8 protein-coding genes are annotated in these 19805 nt (G+C 49.6%); 1 reads left to right on the top strand and 7 read right to left on the bottom strand.

Annotated features, from left to right (window positions below; all coding sequences use genetic code 11):
* Positions 1-112: 112 nt before the first annotated feature.
* From M0L20_RS27615 to M0L20_RS27585, 7 genes are all read right to left on the bottom strand, one after another.
* Complete coding sequence (locus M0L20_RS27615) at positions 113-4183, bottom strand: non-ribosomal peptide synthetase (RefSeq protein WP_248480409.1); 4071 nt, start codon at positions 4181-4183, stop codon at positions 113-115.
* Positions 4184-10873: a polyketide synthase gene (locus M0L20_RS27610; protein ID WP_248480408.1), complete on the bottom strand. Its 6690-nt coding sequence runs from the start codon at positions 10871-10873 to the stop codon at positions 4184-4186.
* A gap of 90 nt (positions 10874-10963) precedes the next feature.
* Positions 10964-13153 carry a GumC family protein gene (locus M0L20_RS27605; RefSeq protein WP_248480407.1) on the bottom strand — a complete coding sequence of 730 codons (2190 nt, stop codon included), beginning with the start codon at positions 13151-13153 and terminating at the stop codon, positions 10964-10966.
* Positions 13154-13162: 9 nt separating this feature from the next.
* Entirely contained in the window at positions 13163-13981 is an 819-nt protein-coding gene (locus tag M0L20_RS27600) for a TolC family protein (protein ID WP_232560522.1), read from the bottom strand.
* A gap of 383 nt (positions 13982-14364) precedes the next feature.
* Positions 14365-15573 carry a glycosyltransferase family 2 protein gene (locus M0L20_RS27595; protein WP_248480405.1) on the bottom strand — a complete coding sequence of 403 codons (1209 nt, stop codon included), beginning with the start codon at positions 15571-15573 and terminating at the stop codon, positions 14365-14367.
* A gap of 218 nt (positions 15574-15791) precedes the next feature.
* Entirely contained in the window at positions 15792-16709 is a 918-nt protein-coding gene (locus M0L20_RS27590) for a PfkB family carbohydrate kinase (RefSeq protein ID WP_232560520.1), read from the bottom strand.
* A 102-nt stretch (positions 16710-16811) separates the two neighbouring features.
* Entirely contained in the window at positions 16812-18008 is a 1197-nt protein-coding gene (locus M0L20_RS27585; RefSeq protein ID WP_232560519.1) for a hypothetical protein, read from the bottom strand.
* Positions 18009-18265: 257 nt separating this feature from the next.
* Between M0L20_RS27585 and cysS the strand changes: the two genes are divergently transcribed.
* Positions 18266-19753 (top strand): cysteine--tRNA ligase, encoded by a 1488-nt coding sequence (cysS, locus tag M0L20_RS27580; protein WP_248480403.1) that lies wholly within the window; start codon positions 18266-18268, stop codon positions 19751-19753.
* Positions 19754-19805: the final 52 nt, after the last annotated feature.

The raw sequence follows: 19805 nt of genomic DNA, 5'->3' as shown, positions 1-19805 counted from the left end.
GGTGCTGATACTATAGCCAACCGGCTCGAGTTTCGTATAGAAAGCGAATTTTATTACTTCGCTCATTTCATTACCCACGAAGGCAGTCTTACTACCGACTTACTTATCCGACCTAATCATTATCCAGCGCCTTTTGCAATACCTGGGCGAATACCTTGTCGTTGGGCGGCAACAGCATCATTTGATGATCACCTGGTACTTCGTGCACGCGAACGCCTTTTAAGGCGTATTTCTTCCAGCCCAGGAATTTGTTATCGTCAACAAAATAAAGCCGGGTCTTCGCTTTGAAAAGGTCAACAACTCCGTCGTAAGGCTTCATTTTGTAGTTCTGATACGCAATCTCGTGCTTCTCGACAATGAGGCTTAGCAGATCGAATCCTTTTTCGGGCTCTGGCTCCTCCCGCAAGCCAACAGCTTTCAGCAACGAGTTGATCTGCCGCTCAATATACTGCTGCTGGTAGCGAATAGTAGGAATGGGCTGTACCAGCAATGATTTGGTGAACCACACTATCTTTGGAAATTGCCGCCGTATCTTACGGGTCCACCGGTTTACCAACGAGTAGTTTGCCTCCCACTCCTGAGCGTTTGTATCAAGCATTGCCAATAGCTTCACTTCTTTACCCATCGCTTTTAGCTGGCGGGCCATTTCAAGCGCCACGTAGCCTCCAAACGAGTAACCAGCAATGGCGTATGGGCCGGTAGGATTCTGTTCCAGGACTTCCGAATTATAAAATTCGGCAATCGATTCCATCGTGTCCAGTGGTTCGTCGATACCGTCTAACCCTCGTGCCTGCAAGCCGTAGATGGGTTGTTCGGGGTCCATATTAGCCAGGAAGCTACTGAAATTCAACAGGTTTAGTCCGATGCCGTGAATAATGTAGATCGGAACTTTGCTGCCCTGCGGTTTAATAGGGACCAGGGATTTCCATTTGGTAGCGGGCTTGTTTTCCTGAAATAGCTGGGCAAGCTTATGGATGGTCGGGTACGTCATCAGTGTCGACAAGGGCAAACGCCGACCTGTTTCTTTTTCAAGCCGTGTCATCACCTGCACCGCAATCATTGAGTGGCCACCCAACTCAAAGAAATTGTCATGAATACCGACCTTCTCCAGACCAAGCGTATCAGCCCATATGGCAGTGATTAGCTTCTCGGTATCTGTTACAGGCTCCGTAATGCCTTTGCCCGCCGACCGTAAAGCACTGTTTGGCTTGGGAAGTGCCTTTCGGTCAATTTTCCCGTTTGGTGTAACAGGAAACTCCGTCAAATAAACAAAATCCGACGGTACCATATAATCAGGCAAAACCTCCTGCAACTTCGTTCGCCACAGCAATACCTGGTTCGTGAAGGCTTCATCGGTACTTGGTGATTTCAGTACCAAATAAGCAGCCAGCCGTTGATCGCCAGGGCGGTCTTCACGGGCAACGACTAACGCTTCTTTAACGCCATCTAATGCTTGCAACGCCTGCTCTACTTCGCCTGGCTCTACCCGATAGCCTCTAATCTTAATCTGTTGATCACTGCGCCCCAGGCAATGTATTTCACCATTAGCCATGAATTTGCCGAGGTCGCCAGTGCGGTACATTTTTGCCGACATGGAGCCAGCAAACGGATTCGGAACGAATTTTTCTTCCGTCAATTCAGGGCGGTTGAGGTAACCGCGCGCTACCCCATCACCGGCGATGTATATTTCACCAACAATACCTTCCGGCTGCGGCTTTAGCTGCTTGTCGAGAACATAAACCTGCGTGTTGTTAATCGGCCAGCCAATGGTGATAATCTCGTCGGTAGCCAGAATCTGTTTACCGGTCGAGTAGATCGTCGTTTCTGTCGGCCCGTACATATTCCAGAGCGTATCGCACCGTGCCGTAAGCTTTTGGGCCAGATCTTTCGACAATGGTTCACCGCAGCACAAAACCTTTAAGGGTAATTTCTTTTCCCAGCCTGCAGCCAGCATCATCTTCCAGGTTACTGGCGTCGCCTGCATGATCGTTATTGGCTGATCAGGTCGGCCTGCGTTCGTTCGCACAGGCTCGTCAAGTTTGTCCAACAGCGCTCGCCCATCTTTAGCCGTCTCAGAGTCAGCCAGCACAAGCGTAGCTCCCACCAGCAAAGGCAGGTACAATTCCAGACCAGCTATATCGAATGATACTGTAGTAACCCCCAGGAGCACATCATCGCTGGTGATACCAGGCAGCGTGATCATACTGTATAGCAGGTTAACCAGATTCTCGTGCTCAATCAATACTCCTTTGGGACGGCCTGTCGAACCAGACGTGTATAAAATATAAGCCAGATCACTACCCGAAACAGTTGTATAAACTTCGGGGTGAGAGGATTCCTTATAAGTAGCCAACAACGATTCGATCAGTACTTCTTTAGCCTGATGCTCAAGTCGTCCAGCGTATTTCTTTGAGGTAATCAACAGACCCGCCGACGAATCGCTCAGCATAAAAGCAATACGATCCTGCGGATAGGTCGGGTCGATAGGTACGTAAGCGGCTCCCGCCTTGAGAATGGCTAGCAAAGCAATAACCAGTTCCGGGGAGCGGTCCAGCACTACGCCCACGACATCACCAACGTTTAGTCCGCCCGCCTGCATTGCCCGAGCCGCCTGATCTGCTTTTTGATGCAGCGTCTGATAATCCAGCGAATGTCCGTTTGCGATAAGTGCTGTTTTTTGAGGAAAGGCAGCCGCAGTCTTCGCTAGTAGCTCGTGTAAGGGTGTGTTTCGTGGGTACTCAGCGGCAGTATTGTTCCAGTTAGCCAGTTTCCGCAGCAGGTCGCTTTGATTGGTTAATGGAATTTGTTCAATGCAAATCGACGGGTTCGCTACTACCGCTTTCAGCAGGCTCACAAACTCCGCCATCATCCAGTCGATTGTACTTTTCTGGAATAACTGCGTGTTGTATGAGCATTCTATAGTCAATGAAGTTGCAGACGAGCCGCTTACGTTGACCGACAAATCAACCGTTTCAAATTCGCGCGCATTGCTAATTAGCTGATGTTCAAGACCGTAAAAATCAACCCCGCTGTCCAGACCGATATCTACGTTGAAAATAACCGGCACTAAGGGCACCCGTGATGCGTCGCGACTGATCGGTAGTTTTTTCAGTAAGCTACCGAACGTTAACTGCTGATGCTCGTAAGCGTTGAGTACCTCCTCTTTCCGCTGACGCAGAAAATCATCGAAACGTTGACCAGACTGGATGGTACTCCGCAGCGGCAGTAGATTTACGCAGTGACCAACCAGACGAAGATTACCCGTAGCCGATTGCCCTGCTGCCGGCAGCCCCAGTGTAATATCCTGCTGACCGGTCAGGCGGTGCAGCAGTGCTTCAAAGGCCGCCACCAACGTAGTAACAAAGCTGCTGCCCGCTTTTATACCCATTTGTTTGACAGCAAGCACTAGGCCATCGTCCAGCGGATAATCACGGCGACTGCTTTTGTACGTCCGTAAAGCTGGTCTTGGAAAATCAGTGGGTAGGTCTACTACGGGAACCGTCTGGCTGTACTGGTCTATCCAGAACGTCTCGATCTGACGATACTGACTACTCTTTTCAAATGCCTCCTGCTCAACTGCGTATCGGCTGTACGATGCAGGTTCTGGCAGCTTAGGCGATACATTCTGAGCGTAAGCGGAATACAACGCACTCAGGTCCTGTAGAATGATGCCCATCGACCAGCCATCACAAACAAGATGATGCGCTGTCAAGACAAGCTGATGTTCTGGATCCGATAATTTAATCAGTCCCGCCTTAATCAGAGGGCCATTCAGCAGATCGAAAACGTGTAAAGCATCCTGTAGTAAGTAGGACGCAACAATTGCCTTTTTCTCTTCCTCCTTCTGCTTTGAACAATCAATGTAGTCCGCTTTGATGGGCGACACCTGAAAGACGCAAATCTGTCTGCCATCAGCGCTAAAAGCAGAACGTAACGCTTCGTGCTGCTGGACAACGGCCAGCAAAGCGCGCTCTAAAGCTGACTTATCTAACGAACCTTGTAGCTTAAGTGAGACCGACTCATTGTAGGCTCTATTAGCGTCGTCACCGCCCAACTGACAAGAGGCCCAGATTTCCTCCTGCGATTCAGTAATCGGTGCTAACCGTAGCAGCTCAGGACCGGCAAATGGATCAAAGTCAACTTCAACAAACGTTATATCGGTCTGTGTATCACTTCTCACCATTTAAATCTCGGTTAATTTGACTTGTAAATATTTACCAGGTTGTTCGGGATTAGGCACAAACCAAGCCGGGTTTCCGGTCTTATCCCGCCCCAACCGTGCTCCCTGAACGGGAGGAAAAGCGCCTTCGCCAGCAACTTCTACACTGGCCATCTGCACCCGACTGGTAAGCGTCAATTTAGCGTCCAGAAAACCGGCCTCAATCAATTCGTTTACGCTTTTCGAAAACCGATCAACGATTGTATCTATCTCTTTATCCGTATGAGCTTCTGTCAGAAAACAAGGGAATCCGTCCCAGATATGGATTCCTTTTTCGCGCATAAGCGTGAAAAGCAGTTCACCATAAGCTACCTCTTCTTTAAACTTTATTTTCCACAGTGATCCAAACTGAACGACGATCAGTGGAATTCTTTGCCGGTCGATAATACCGTTTAAAGCATCGGCTAACCGCTTTGTTTTTAACGTAAGCCCTTCCTGCAAGGATGGCCCCTTCTTTTTCATGTATTGCAACGATGCGTTAGCGGCTGCCAAAGCGAGTGGGTGACGCACAAATGTTCCCGCGAAATAAGTGACGCCCGCTTCAGGCGCGGAATTGTCCCCGTACTGCCAGAAACCACCATCAAGCGCATCCATAAACGCTCGCTTACCCGCGATAACGCCGATTGGCAAACCAGCCCCTACAACTTTACCATACGAAGCCAGGTCAGCTTTGATACCAAACAGCGCCTGCGCTCCGCCAGGGTGCGTTCTAAAACCTGTAATTACTTCATCAAAGATCAGCGCGGTTCCCGATGCCGCCGTGATTTTACGTACTTGCTTGAGAAAGTCAATGGGTACGAACTCAGGCCGACGGCTCTGCACAGGCTCCACCAATACAGCGGCTAATTCGTGAGCGCGTTCCCGAATAATCTGCAAGCTTTCTTCCGTACCGTAATCCAGGATCAGCATATTCTGAACGGATTCGGGCATAATACCCGGCGCTGCCGGAAACGACTTCAGCTTTTTGCTACCGCGCACCAGCACCTCATCAACGATACCGTGGTACGATCCTGAAAACGCAACGATCAAGGACCGACCCGTAACCGTGCGCGCAATGCGCATCGTCCCTAGTACCGCTTCCGAACCTGTGTTGCACAAAGCAGCCCGATCCGCACCCGTCAGGTCGCAAATCAGTTGGCTCACCTCGCCGGCAAGTTCGTGCTGAGGGCCTACCTCATACCCGTTTTCGATCTGGTCGTGCAGGGCTTGCTTGATCATCTCCGGCTGATAGCCAAACATGTTGGAGCCAAACCCATTGAGGGCGTCAATGTACTCATTGCCATCAATGTCCCACAAATGACTTCCCTTGGACCGATTCACGACCAACGGATACACAATTTCCTTCGTCAATGGCCGGAAGCCCGATACGACCCGTGGGTCTGCCATGTGCGAACGGTGCTCCTGCGCGAAGGCTTTACTCTGCTTCGTCTTCTGATTGTACCGGCGGGTCAGTCGATCTAGAAAGAATTGCTGTTCATCGGTCAATTCAGCAATCTGACGTTCAATTTTAGCCGTTGCGCCAAACGGTTTTTTATGCTCAATCTGCTCTTCGGGAGTTAGTTCAGCCGCAGTAACGTGGACTGGTTTTGCCGGAGCAGCTTTGGGTGGAGATGCGGTTTTTGCTGGCGCACTGGTCGCTACGACTGGCTGTGGTACCGGAGCCGGTGACATGGCAGGAACTGGTGAATCGCCCTGCATGAGCGCGACTTGTTTCGCCAGCAACTGAAGCTGTTGAGCGATGAGACCCAGTGCCGAATCGTTGGCCGAAAGAGGTATCTGAACGGAAGCCGTTACGGGGGTGGTATGGGTATAGCTCGGCTGAGCAGGAGCCGCTACGGGTTGCGGTACGGGAGTTGGCGTTTCTTCAGCCGGTAACGCCTGATCGAGATAGGCAGCCAGCAGTTCCTGTGTGCTATACTCATTCGTCAGTTGCCGAAAGGTTACGGGTAGGTCAAACTCTTTCTTCAGTGTTATCGCAACCTGCGTGAGTAGTAATGAGTCAAGACCTATTTCAAGAAAACTCATGTCAGGCGTCACCCCGGTCATATCAATACCGGATGCGTCTTCTAGTAGTTCGTTGATCTTACTAATCAACGTGTCTTTTCTCTTAGCCATTTGATTCATGTGTGAATAAGGTAGATATGCGTCGGAAAGGGTGTGTTGCTGCGTTACAGGTGGCATCAACTCAACCGCTGGGTCAACCCAGCACCGTTTTCGATCAAAAACGTAGGTGGGCAAGTTTACTTTTCTCCGCTGCTGTCCTGCGTAAAATGCATTCCAGTCCGGTTGCAAACCGTTTAGATAAAGCTGCCCAAGCGTGGTCAGAACAGCCTGATACGCGACCAGTGTATCGGGTTGATTGACCAGACCCGCCAATATGGGAATCGACTTTTTGCCGGTTTGCTGTCTCGCCAGAGTAGCTGTAACGTGGCCGGGACCAACCTCCAGCAAAAGCGGGTTCTCCAGATCAACCAGGGTAGCCACTGCGTCCATGAAGCGTACTGTCGCCCGTAAGTGGTTCGCCCAATAAGCCGAGTCTGTAGCCTGCGCATCGGTTAGCCAGGTACCCGTGACGGTTGATACGAGCGGCTTCTGAGGGCGATTCAGCGAAACGGTTTTTACAACCTTCTCGAACTCGTCAACAACCGGATCCATCATTGACGAATGGAACGCGTGACTTGTTTCAAGCGGTTGATTGATAATTTCCTGATCATCGAGCAGACGAACGAAATCGGCTATATGTTCATCGGGGCCCGCTACCACGCACAGTTTCTGACTGTTCACAGCCGCCACGGAAAGGCTCGCGGGCATCATGGCCTGTAGCGTTGCAACATCCATGCGCACAGACAGCATACTACCACGCGGTTGTTCGCTGACCATTTTTCCACGGGTAGCAATCAGTGTCAGTGCATCGGACAGCGAAAAGACGCCAGCCAGATGAGCGGCCACAAACTCACCAATGCTATGCCCACAAAATACAGTCGGTTCAATACCCCAACTCATCCATAGTCGAGCCAGCGCATATTCAGTAATGAACAGGGCGGGTTGTGTATAGCGCGTATTTCTCAGACGATGTTCGGCGTCCAAATCCGCAGTTTGCGGGTAGATTACCTGCCGAATATCGCCTTCAATAAGTGTCATCAACAACTCAGCACATTCGTCAACCGCCCGGCGAAATACAGGCTCATGTTCGTACAGCATACGACCCATGTTGAGAAACTGCGCTCCCTGCCCTGGAAACATAAAGACCACTTCGCCCGGTGTCTCTTTGAGCGTTTTGGCCGTTGAAGAGATGGCCGTAGTGGAAGAAAGTTTTTCGACGAACTCGGTATTGGTTGAGGCTACCGCAAATCGCCGATGATTGAAGTCGGGTCGCGTTGTTTGTAACGTAAACGCTACGTCAGCTAATGCTAATTCAGAATTTTGATGAATTTCCCCGGCCAAACGATTACCGTAAGCGTCACGACTCACCGGCGATTTAGCAGACCAGGTAATCAATTGTACAGGTCGCTCTGTACTAGCGGGTGCTGGTACAGCCTGCGTGAATTCTTCCAGAACGATGTGTACGTTGGTTCCACCCACCCCAAACGAGCTTACGCCAGCGCGTCGCGGCTTATGCTGACGAACACCCGTTAAAGTCCAGTCCGTTAGTTTCGTGTTGACGAAAAAAGGACTATCCGTAAAGTTAATAGCCGGATTAGGCGTGGAGAAATTAAGCGAAGCCGGAATTTGCTTATGGTGCAACGCCAGCGCGGCTTTGATCAATCCTGCAACACCAGCCGCCTGTGTCAAGTGACCCATGTTGCTCTTGAGTGAGCCAATCGCGCAATACTGCGTTTCTGGCTGCTCACCAAACGCAATCGTCAAGCCATCAATTTCTATCGGATCACCAAGGGGCGTCGCGGTTCCGTGTGCCTCTACGTAGCTAATGGTAGCCGGATCAACAGCGGCATCGGTCAAAGCCATTGCAATGGCACCAGCCTGACCTTCCGCGTTCGGAGCCGTAAAACTGCCTTTACCAGCGCCGTCGTTGTTGACGCCGACTCCTTTGATAACGGCGTAAACGGTGTCGCCATCCCGCTGTGCTGCTTCCAGGTTCTTCAACAATACGACGCCCGCGCCATCACTAAAAACAGTTCCCTGCCCCTGCGCATCAAATGACCGGCAATGCCCATCCTTGCTAAGCATTGCCCCTTCCTGATAAAGATGGCCGCTGTAGATTGGCGCGGTCACGGTAGCGCCACCTGCCAGCGCAACGTCGCACTGCCCGCTACGAATGCTTTGAACGGCCTGTGTTATAGCGAGTAACGACGTAGAGCAAGCCGAATACACGCTAACGGCTGGACCTTTGAGATTCAGCTGGTAAGCCGTACGAGAAGCTATGTAATCTTTCTCATTCAGCGTCATAACCTGAAACGCGCCGATTTGATCGACCAGTTCTTTGTTGGTCAGCACGTTGTTCAGGTAATACGTGTTGTTTCCGCATCCGGCAAATACCCCAACACGCCCCCCGTAACGTTGCGGCAAATAGCCAGTTTGTTCCAGCGCTTCCCAGGCAATCTCCAGAAAAATGCGCTGTTGCGGGTCCATCAGCTGAGCAACCGTAGGCGGCAACCCAAAAAACTGTGGATCGAACTGATCGGCGTTGTCAATAACTCCCCTTGCTTTTACATACAACGGATCGTTCTTAAGCTTGTCCGGTATCGTAGCATCCAGTTCATCATCTGTGAAGAATCGCGTTGTTTCGCGACCCTGCTTCAAGATTTCCCAAAACTCATTGATGGTCGTTGCACCCGGAAAACGACCTGCCATACCGATCACGGCTACATCAGCCTGATTAGCTGACCGATCCGCTTTTTCTTCCGCTAAACGGGTAAATGATCCCGTAGATCGAGGTTGCAGGTAGTGCGTAACTCCGGCAACGGTCGGGTACTGGTAGAGCTTTGTTATGGGCAACGTGTGTTGTGCCTGCTTTAAAGCGGCAACCAGTTTCTGAGCCAACAATGAATTGCCACCTAGCTCAAAGAAATTATCGTCCAGACCGACTTTATCCAGTTGGAGTAAGTCGGCCCATATGCTGGCAATTTGCTGTTCGACCTCTGCTTTCGGCTTACGGTACACTACCGCCAGTTCAGGGCGTTTGCGCTCAGGGGTCGGCAGTTGCTTCTTGTCAACTTTCCCGCTGCTGGTTTTCGGAAAATCCGCCATCCAGACAAAAGCCGACGGCATCATGTACTCCGGTAACCGCTGCTCGAGCTCTTTTCGGATAACCGACTTATCAACAGAATCAGCGCTGGCAACGAGATAAGCGATCAATTGCTTTTGACCACCTACGGCTTCACGAGCCACAACGACTGCTTGTTTGACACCGTGAATCTGGTTGATACTAACTTCCAGCTCACCTAACTCGACGCGATGTCCACGAATCTTCACCTGATCGTCCCGACGGCCCAGAAATTCAATCGTTCCGTCGGGTTGGTAGCGGGCCAGATCTCCCGTGCGGTAGATACGCATTGTCCCCTGCTCCGGAATAGCCAGCTCGACAAATTTTTCTTGCGTCAACTCCGCCTGATGCAGATAACCTTCGGCCAAGCAGTCGCCAGCAATCAGGAGTTCGCCAGCCTCACCGTCGGGTAGTAGTGTCAGTTGTTCATCAGCAATGAACAGACCGACGTTATCGATAGCTTTACCAATTGACGGCAACGAGGGCCACTCGCTGGGATTACCCGCTAGTTTTAGCTGGCTTACGACGTGGCACTCAGTTGGTCCGTACTGGTTGAATAACACACAACCGGGCAGTGCCGAAAAGAAAGCGATCAATTGGGGAGTGACCTTCAGCTGTTCGCCCGCCGTCATCACTTCTCGCAATGATTTCGGAAAACGCTGCGTAGTAACGGCAACCTCGGCCAGGTATTGAAGCGCCACAAACGGCAGAAACAACCGGTTTATCGATTGCTCGTCAATAAATGCCAGCAGTGCGTTTAAATCCAGCCGCAACGCTTCATCGATCAACATGAGCGTTCCGGCAGTACTTAGCGTAGCGAAGATTTCCTGAAAGGAAACATCAAAACTCAGGGGGGCTAATTGCAGCGTCCGTGTACCAACGGTAGCCTCTGAATTGTCAGCCTGCCAAGCCAACAGATTCAGGAGCGGCCCATGACCCATACAAACGCCTTTAGGCTTGCCCGTTGATCCTGAAGTATATAGAACGTAAGCCGTACTATTGGCCTGATTAGCCGACAGAGCCGTAGTGCTCTTATCCGCATCCGAGACAACCCGAAGTCCTAAGCGTTCGAAGAGTGGCGCATCCTGTGGTAAGGCGATACAGGTTCTCACCCCCGAATCCGAGCAGATTTGCTGCAAACGCTGTTCCGGATAAGCTGGATCAAGAGGTAGATAAGCTTTTCCGGCTTTTAGCACAGCGAGCACCCCGATTACCATTTCCAGGCTTCGGGTACTACTCACGCCGATTAGCTCAGCACCAGGATCTATCGTTAGAATAGCCTCACATACAGCATCCGCCTGGTCGTTTAACTGCTGATACGTTACGCTTGTATCGCCCAAAATTAAGGCAACAGCATCGGGATACGTATCAGCCGTATTTTCAACGAGTTGATGAACAAACTGCGGGGCGAAACGACTCTTGTTTTCCATGCTAGTCAGCAGCTATAGCTATCTAATCCTTAAATACGTCACTAATAGCAGCGTATTTTCTTTTCTACGCTTTTACACCGTGTCGGAGCACTACGAAATATTACGCTGAGACAGTAATGACCGTTCTGCACCGGAAGTAGGCTGTCTGATGTCAGCTCGGTTGGGAACGTCAAGGTAATTATCCTCTACCCGGTTTAGCACCAACAGAATAGGTTGGTTTGTCACCCGAACGTACAGGCTTAGCAACTGTTTCTCCGCGCGTGCCCAGGCACTATTCGCATCAACAACCAGTAACGATAAGACGCTATTCTTGAGCAGGTAAACGGGTATCTGATTATTGATTAATGGCGGCAATTCAAGGACAATCCGATCAAACTGAGTAGCATCGAAGCCGTGGCTGTAGTCAACCAGATAGTCGATGCCCGTAACGTTCATAAAATCGGGGCGAATCGTATACGGGAAAAACGTAATGCCGTTTACGCGCTCCTTCTGTTCTTTTCCGGTGACACGCGGGTAGCAGTAAGCTACCTGCTGATCGGCTTCCGAGTACAATTGATTCAACCCATTGGCTACCCAGGTTTTTCCCTGCTTCGACCCGATACTGAAAAGGGTAATGATGGGTGGGAATGGCTTGTCCGTAGCCTGCGCAATTTCGATGTTCACCGCGTTGAAAAGCTGTTCCAGCATGTTGCGGGTAGCCAGCGTCGCTTTTGAAAAAACGTTTGGTTTCTTGACGTGGGGAAACAAAGCCGTTACAGGCATACCGACCAACGACTCGGCCTGCTCGGGTGAATGAATCCGGTTGTCGAGCCAGAAACGCAGAGCTGTCAGGAGCAAAGCGATAAAAATACCAACCCCCGCTCCGATGGCAATCAGTTGCATGCGTTTGGACACCTGCGGAGCCAGCGGGTAATCAGGAGCATCCATGATTTCCAGCGTTCCGCCGATGGCAATGTCCTGACGGCGGGTTTGGGATTGCTCTACCTGCTGCAACAGATCGAGGTACTCTTTTTCGGCAACGCTCAGATCACGCTGTAACTGGCGAAGCTGCGAGCCTAAAGGCGTGTACTCATTGGTCTTTGCCTGATACTCGTTCATCCGTTTTTTGTAAACCTGCAAACGGGCCACCGACTCTTCATACTCCAATGATTTTGCCAATCGGTCGCTCGCCATCGTCTGCGCCGGAATGGCGTCCGATGCGTTGGTGGCCGCATCGTATTTCTGAGCACTGGCTTTCAGTTCGTCGGATGCTTTGGCAACTTCTTCCTGCAATCGTGTAATTATATGCTTAGGCTGACCGTAAGCACGGGCATTCGATAGCTTATTTTCAGCGTTGGTCAGTTTTTTCTGTTTTTCGTTTAGATCGGCATTGGCAGCATTCATCGTTCCCTGCTGACCCATCCGACGGTTGAGCGCATCGAGAGCCGCTTTAGCCGCGTCTTTGCGCATTAACTCGTCGTTGTACTCTTTGATAAGCTCCTCCCGCGAAGTAGCAACGTTACTAGCCTCTTCTTCATAGTTCAATACCTTATGTCCGGTGTTGAACGCGCGTAGGTTAGCTTCCGCCCGATCAAGGGTTTCTTTGGCTTTCTGTAACTTATCCTCGTAATAATTGACGACGGAATTAGTTTCCGAGGTCTTCAGATTGGCGTATCGTAGGTTGAGCGCTTTGATAGCGTACACAAGCGTTTGCTGGGCTACCGCTGGATCGTTGGCCTCGTACTCCATCGTCAATACGTCGTTCGTATTTCTACGGGCCGACGCTTTCAGTTTCTCGCCGATCTGCTGGATGGAATAATGAGAATCCGATTTGATCAGTAACGACTTGATCGGGTTGTCCGATGGTGTTCTGGCCAGGCTGTCGATATAGCGATGCATGCTGACAGAATCGCTGTTCATCAGCAGCATGTTCTGCCAGCTCGGCGGAATAGACTGGCGAAGTTCCAGAAAGCCAGGCTCAGAAAGCACCAGCGTATCAGGTTGCTGAAGCCGTAAATGGTCGGTGAGCAGGTTCACACCGATCTGTAACAGCGTTTCTTTCGAATTGAGCGTAGTCAGGATGTTATCAATCGCGCTGGACGACCGATCAACAAAGCCCGACTGTTTATCCGACAGCAATGAATAACGAGAAACAAGGCCCGTGTAGAGCGTTGCCTGCGATTTATACACCTTCGGTTCATTCCGCGTAACGAAATAAGCCGTTCCCGCCGTTACACAGGGAATAAGGATAAACCAGAGTACATGCTGTTTTAGAAGCCGTAAAAATACCTCGACTGTCATACAATTCTATTAATTACGCTTCAACCGTTGAATGGGGACCCCCATCAATGTTTCGAAAATGTGAACGTTCTTCAAAAATTCGCCTTTGACCTGCTCCGATATGGTCTTCGTCTCTATGTAGCGACTCGTGGCACTTGCCAGCAGCTCAGCCGTTATTTTTCCTTTTTGAATTTCGATTTCGGCAATCCGGTAGGCTGCCAGCGAAGCCTGCTCATCAACGAGTCTTAGCTTAAGAATCTGCTGCGTCGTACTCATATCCTGATACAGTGTGATCAGCTCCCGCTTTATCTGCTGCTCAATGGTTTCTTTCTGAATAACAGCCGCCCGGTAATTCGAATACGCCTGCCGGAGCTGGTGTTTACGCCCAAACAGGTCATAAAGTGACATCCGCAGATCAACCCCTACCCGGTAACCATTCGCAATTTGTCCAATAGGGTCCCGATTTATTATCGCCGTACCCGATGAGATGATGGATTGATTTCCTCCGGAGTAGTTGGCATACCCCCCCAGATTCTGGAGTATTTGCACTTTAGACGATTGGTACGACGAATTCAATGAGTTCGCAACTTCGTTCTGGTACTTGATCAACGGAGAGTTGGCAATGGCTATTTTCACCATCTCATCGAAAGGAAGCAGTTGAACGGCGATATCCTGATCAATATCCAGATAAACAGTGTCGTTAGCCAATCCGGTTGACTGTCCAAACATCATCAACCTTCTACCACTCGCTTTTTGGCCTAAACAAACGGCCGATGTAAGCGCAATTAATAAAGTCAGGCTAACAGAGTAGGATACGGTGATAAATAGCCTGGATAAAGAAAATTTCATTATAAAGAACGTTTGTAGAAAGCAACTACTTAACTCTCTGGCCCAATAAGGATGACAGCAGTTGTTTATAAAATATTCTTCTGTCTATCGTTAAGTTTGAGAATTGGTACTTTATCTACTTCTATAGTAGATTCTCGTAAACTTTTGACTATTAACTGCTCACTGTGTCACACTTAAAGCTGTGGCTATTTTATCTTTATAGTGTGAATACTAATTTTATGTATTTGATTATTGAAAAAACAGGCTGTTTCAAAATAGAGCAAATTAGAAAACAAATTATTGATAATCAGTAACGTACAATATAAGTTATTAAACTAAAGAGCATATTTACCCAGCCAACGAATTAGTAAAACGTAGGAACAATTTTGGCTATAAATCTACGGTCAGGGTATTCTTACGGTATCAGTTGATTTGTCAGGAGCGCTCGTGTGAGGAGTGTGCATAAAGCTTTTAAAGGCTTTTCGCATATTGAAGATAGCACGGGCAAAGCGCAACATCAGCACCGGAATAAGCATAACCTCCCGCATGGTGACGCGCTTCCATAGATAATTGGGGACAGAAAGGATAAGGCTAGCAATTAAACCCAGCAGCGAAGCAATCGGAAGGCTACGCAGGGTAGGATCAGGTATTAGTAAGCCAATAAAGGAGCATAAAGCCAGTACGCCAAGCAGTATCACTCTGGGTAAGACCAACGCCTGAATAACTTTGAAGGCACTGGACATGCGCCCGTTCAACAGCTCGGTTATGCCACGTCTGAAATAAAATTTAAGGAATTGCCACTGAGCCGCAATCCACCGGGTACGCTGATTTTCGAAGACGGCCTGCTGCGCTACTTTTTCGTCGTAAACGAAGGCATCTTCCAGATAACCGATTTTATGGCCACTCAGTACGATGTTCATTTCCAGTTCTTTGTCATACCCTCCCATCGTGTGCAGGTTGGCCATGCAGCTTTTCATCAGAACGGGGTCAAAAGCCATTCCTGATCCAATAATTGAGGATGCCAGACCTAATGCGCGGCTACCTTTCCGGAAAATATGGTTGTTGATCTCTTCACTAATGGCATCCAGTACAGCTACACTGGTATCGGTGTTTTTCGCGACCCGGTGCCCCTGAACGGCTTTCCATCCCTGCCCAAACGCAGCATTGATGCGACTCAGAAAATCAGCCGCCATGTGGTTGTCAGCATCCGATACGACTAGGATATCGTATTCGTGATCGGGTATCTGCGCAAGAGCCGCGTTGATGGCCTTGGCGACCGTGGATACCTCAAACGACACTTCGATTACTTTAATTGGTAGTGTAGCGAGTGTCGCCAGCGTATGCGGCTGGAACGAATCGGCGATAACAATCAGATCGAAACGGCTGGCAGGATAGTCCTGAGCGAGGTTAGCCTTAACGGAATCTACGATAACAGCGTCCTCCTTGTAGGCGGGGATCAGGACACCTATTTTTTTGAGAACCTGCGCCCGGCCAGGTAAGTAGTTATCATCGGCCCGGCCAAGACGACCAGCTATGGCAAACACAGCCAGATATAATACACTAAGTGCTAAATAGCTTAAAAAGAATAGATACGCGAAGTAAATGATAGCCATAGTTGATCGATGTATTAATCAGCCACTTTTATAGTTTTACTAGTATTTAGCACAATAACACCCTATATACGCTATTTTGACGGGCAGGTATTTCCTTTAAGTCGTTATCAGTAACAAATATGATCAGTTTTTTTTGTTTTCCCTAAAAGAAAGAGCCGATAGTTTCATCAGAACAGAATTGACTATTGTTCTGACATAACTACCGGCTCCTAAGCGAGTTAATTTAGTCCAAAAGCCGACAATTTGACGAACTCATTGACCCGCTCCTCAATTTCTTCCTGCGTTAGGTTCATAATCCGTTCGGCACCAAATTTCTCTACGCAGAATGATGCCATAGCAGAACCGTAAATGATGCCCCGCTTCATGTTGTCGAACGAGATGTCGTCAGTTTTGCTCAGATAGCCGATGAAGCCACCCGCAAACGTGTCGCCTGCGCCGGTCGGATCGAATACCTCTTCGAGCGGTAAGGCGGGCGCAAAGAAAACGCGGCCTTCACTAAACAGTAAAGCCCCATGTTCGCCTTTTTTGATGATAACCGTCTTCGGTCCCATCGTTTGAATTTTGGCCGCGGCCTTCACTAACGAGTACTCCTTCGTCAGTTGCCGGGCTTCTTCGTCGTTGACAACCAACACGTCTACGAGCTTGATTAGACCCATCAGATCAGCATTGGCTATGTCAATCCAAAGATTCATCGTGTCGAGTACGATCAGCTTGGGACGATTGTGCAGCCGCTCGATGACCATCTGCTGGATAGCCGGTGCTGTATTACCGAGCATCAGGTACTGGCAATTCTGATACGCATCAGGAATGATCGGATCGAAATGCTCCATCACGTTCAGCTGCGTTTCCAGCGTATCGCGGGTGTTCATATCGTTGTGATATTTTCCCGACCAGAAAAAGGTTTTTTCTCCCTGGCGGATTTGCAATCCTTCGGTGTCGATTCCGTGCTGAAGCAGAATGTCAATCATCGACTGCGGGAAATCGTCACCCACCACGGCAACCAGATTATTTGCTTTCGTGAAGTACGAAGCAGACAGCGTGATGTACGTAGCGGCACCGCCGATGATTTTGTCGGTTTTGCCAAATGGGGTTTCCAGGGCGTCAAACGCTACGGAACCAACGGTAAGTAAGCTCATTGTTGTTTGTTTTCAGTTTATAGCTTTCATTTTTCAGTTCAAGCAACTGTTAACTGATAGATGCAGCAGCTAACCGAAACCCACGGACTGAAAACCGAGAACTTATTTTTTTCGTCCGATTACCGGACAGCGTTTAAAGGGCTTTGTCTCGTCGAAAAGTTTGCGGTAAGTCACGTGCGTTTTCACGATTTTTGACCCTAACTGACTGACAAAGCGAACCATAATTGGGTTGAAATCACCAACCCAGTTCATCTCTAACTCGGTGTATTGAAACTTCGGATTATGATCGGCTTCGTAGGGCATCCGTAGCGCAATGGCGGCTTCAACGCCTTTTCCCTGGTGTTCAGGGGCCACGCCAAACACCACACCAAACGCTTTGTGGTTGGTTCGAAGAAGCATGTGCCACAGAAATTTCAGCTTGCCGATTAAATCAAGCTTGCCGTTAACATGCTTGAATACCTGATTGAGTTCGGGCAGACAAACGAAAAAAGCGACCGGCTCGCCCTGATAATAAGCGAAGTAAATAATATTTTCGTCAAGAACGGGCTTTAGCTTTTTCATCAGCAGTTGCGCCTGTTCAGCCGACATTTCCTTGACCCCGCTATGGCCGCCCCAGGCCGCGTTGTAAATATGCCTGAACTGCTCGGCCGCTGCGGGCAAATCTTTCTTGTCGATGGTCCGAAAACTATAATCCGGATTTTGGTAAACCCGTTGCGCCCGATCCTTTACCGCCTGCGACATATCGACCAGCTTGGCCCACGTTGTCGGAATACCAAACGTAAATTGCTTGAAATAATCCTGGAAGCCGTAGTTCTCGAAGAAAGGAATGTAATACGGTTTCGTGTAAGGCATGCAGTAGTTAGGCTCCCGCTCGAAGCCATCAACCAGCAAACCCCACCAGCGGTCGCGGTCACCGAAATTGATCGGACCATCCATTGCTTCCATACCCCGGCTTTGCAGCCACGTTTTTCCGGCATCGAACAGTAAAAAAGCCGCTTTCTGATCGTCGATACACTCGAAAAAGCCCAGACCACCTGTCGGCTGGTCATTGCCTAGATTCGCGATTTCGCGGTCAACGAAAGCCGCAACCCGGCCAATTGTTTCACCTTTATCGGTCAGCAGTAAGTAACGGACACATTCGCCGTGCTCAAAACGCTTGTTGCGCGACGGGTCAAATACCTCTTCCACATCGGCATCCAACGGCCGAATCCAGTATGGATCATGGCGGTAAAGCCGCACGGGAAATTCGATAAACTCTTTCTGATATTTGGCGTTGGTGCCAACTTCAACTACCTGCATTACTGAGCCTAAGCGGAGAAAAGCGCGAAACAAAGCGCGAATATAACCAAAAGCATCTGGCTGTGTCCGTCAGGCTACCGTTTTCCGATTAACAATCCGTAACTTCGCCGTCACGAACAGGAATCTATTTGTTATGCTGATAAAGGCGATTCATCCCATGGTACCGCATTGTTGCGGCTGATCTGCTTACTCTTCTCATGAACACCAACCCGGTAAGTCGGGTCCTTTATCACGGCCTTAAAACAGTCAACCAACCAATGCAACCGTTATCGTTATACAATACGCTTTCTCGTAAAAAAGAACTGTTCGAACCAATCAATGCGCCCTACGTGGGCATGTATGTCTGCGGTCCGACGGTTTATAACTACGTTCACTTAGGCAACGTCCGTACCTTCCTGACGTTTGATACCTTATACCGCTATCTGACATTTATCGGCTATAAAGTTCGCTACGTCCGTAACCTGACCGACGTTGGACACCTGGTCGGCGACGGCGACGATGGCGAAGACAAGATTGGTCGGATGGCTAAGCTGGAAAAAGTGGAGCCGATGGAGATTGTACAGCGGTTTACGAACGATTTCCACACCGTCATGACGCAGTTCAATACCATTTCTCCCAGCATTGAGCCAACCGCTACCGGGCATATGGTCGAACAAATTGAAGCCGTACAAAGCTTGCTGGAAAAAGGACTGGCGTATGAATCAAACGGTTCGGTTTATTTCGATATAGAAACCTATAATCAGCGGGGGGGCAACTACGGTAAACTTTCGGGCCGTATCCTCGACGATCTACTGAATGAAACGCGGGAACTCGACGGTCAATCCGAAAAACGAAATCCGCTCGACTTTGCCATCTGGAAACGAGCCGCACCCGAACACCTGATGCGCTGGAACTCGCCCTGGGGAGCCGGTTTTCCCGGTTGGCACCTGGAATGCACCTGCATGAGTACCAAGTACCTGGGCAAGCAGTTTGACATCCACGGGGGCGGTATGGACCTCAAATTTCCGCACCACGAATGCGAAATTGCGCAGGGCGATGGTTTGACCGGACATGACCCCGTTCGGTACTGGATGCATTCGAATATGTTGACGGTCAACGGCCAGAAAATGTCGAAATCGTTGGGCAACTCATTCCTGCCCGCCGAGCTATTTGCGGGTAGCCATTACCTGCTTGAGCAACCCTACAGCCCTATGACGGTACGGTTTTTTATGCTGCAATCGCATTACCGCAGCACGCTGGACTTCTCCAACGAAGCGCTCAAAGCGGCTCAGAAAGGATACCGGCGGCTGGCTAACGGTTTGCGCGTTGTGAAAACGCTGGCCTACAAAGCAGATGACGCTGTTTCGCCGAGCGAAGACAAACAGCAGGATATTCGGCAGGCTGTACAGCAGTTTTACGAAGCAATGAATGATGATCTCAACACGGCAGTTGGTATTGCTCAGCTGTTTACGTTGTTGAAATACATCAATATGATTTACCTGAACCAGCTTCAGTCGGCTACGCTGGGCGAAGAGGTATTTAATCTACTGAAAGAGTCGTTTGTCTCGTTTATGCAGGACGTACTGGGCCTATTGGAAGAAGGAACCGATAACCAGCCGGTACTGGAGGGATTACTTGCCTTGTACCGCGAATACAAAGAGCAAAAGCAGTACGATAAAGTGGATCAGATTCGTTCGTATTTCAAAGCGCAGGGACTGGCCATCAAAGACATGAAGCATCAGATCGACTGGGCCTACGAAGAATAACAGCATCAATCTCCAGATTGATCGACCAAACTATATGTGATTAATAACAGGG

It is taken from the genome of Spirosoma liriopis, from assembly GCF_023196085.1.
Classification (GTDB): Bacteria; Bacteroidota; Bacteroidia; order Cytophagales; family Spirosomataceae; genus Spirosoma; species Spirosoma oryzicola.
This window is presented reverse-complemented; position numbering and strand designations above follow the sequence as displayed.

What these genes read in the sequence shown, in the direction of transcription:
- M0L20_RS27615 (WP_248480409.1), bottom strand. Translation starts at nt 4,183, where the DNA reads ATGGTGAGAAGTGATACACAGACCGATATAACGTTTGTTGAAGTTGAC.
- M0L20_RS27610 (WP_248480408.1), bottom strand. Translation starts at nt 10,873, where the DNA reads ATGGAAAACAAGAGTCGTTTCGCCCCGCAGTTTGTTCATCAACTCGTT.
- M0L20_RS27605 (WP_248480407.1), bottom strand. Translation starts at nt 13,153, where the DNA reads ATGACAGTCGAGGTATTTTTACGGCTTCTAAAACAGCATGTACTCTGG.
- M0L20_RS27600 (WP_232560522.1), bottom strand. Translation starts at nt 13,981, where the DNA reads ATGAAATTTTCTTTATCCAGGCTATTTATCACCGTATCCTACTCTGTT.
- M0L20_RS27595 (WP_248480405.1), bottom strand. Translation starts at nt 15,573, where the DNA reads ATGGCTATCATTTACTTCGCGTATCTATTCTTTTTAAGCTATTTAGCA.
- M0L20_RS27590 (WP_232560520.1), bottom strand. Translation starts at nt 16,709, where the DNA reads ATGAGCTTACTTACCGTTGGTTCCGTAGCGTTTGACGCCCTGGAAACC.
- M0L20_RS27585 (WP_232560519.1), bottom strand. Translation starts at nt 18,008, where the DNA reads ATGCAGGTAGTTGAAGTTGGCACCAACGCCAAATATCAGAAAGAGTTT.
- cysS (WP_248480403.1), top strand. Translation starts at nt 18,266, where the DNA reads ATGCAACCGTTATCGTTATACAATACGCTTTCTCGTAAAAAAGAACTG.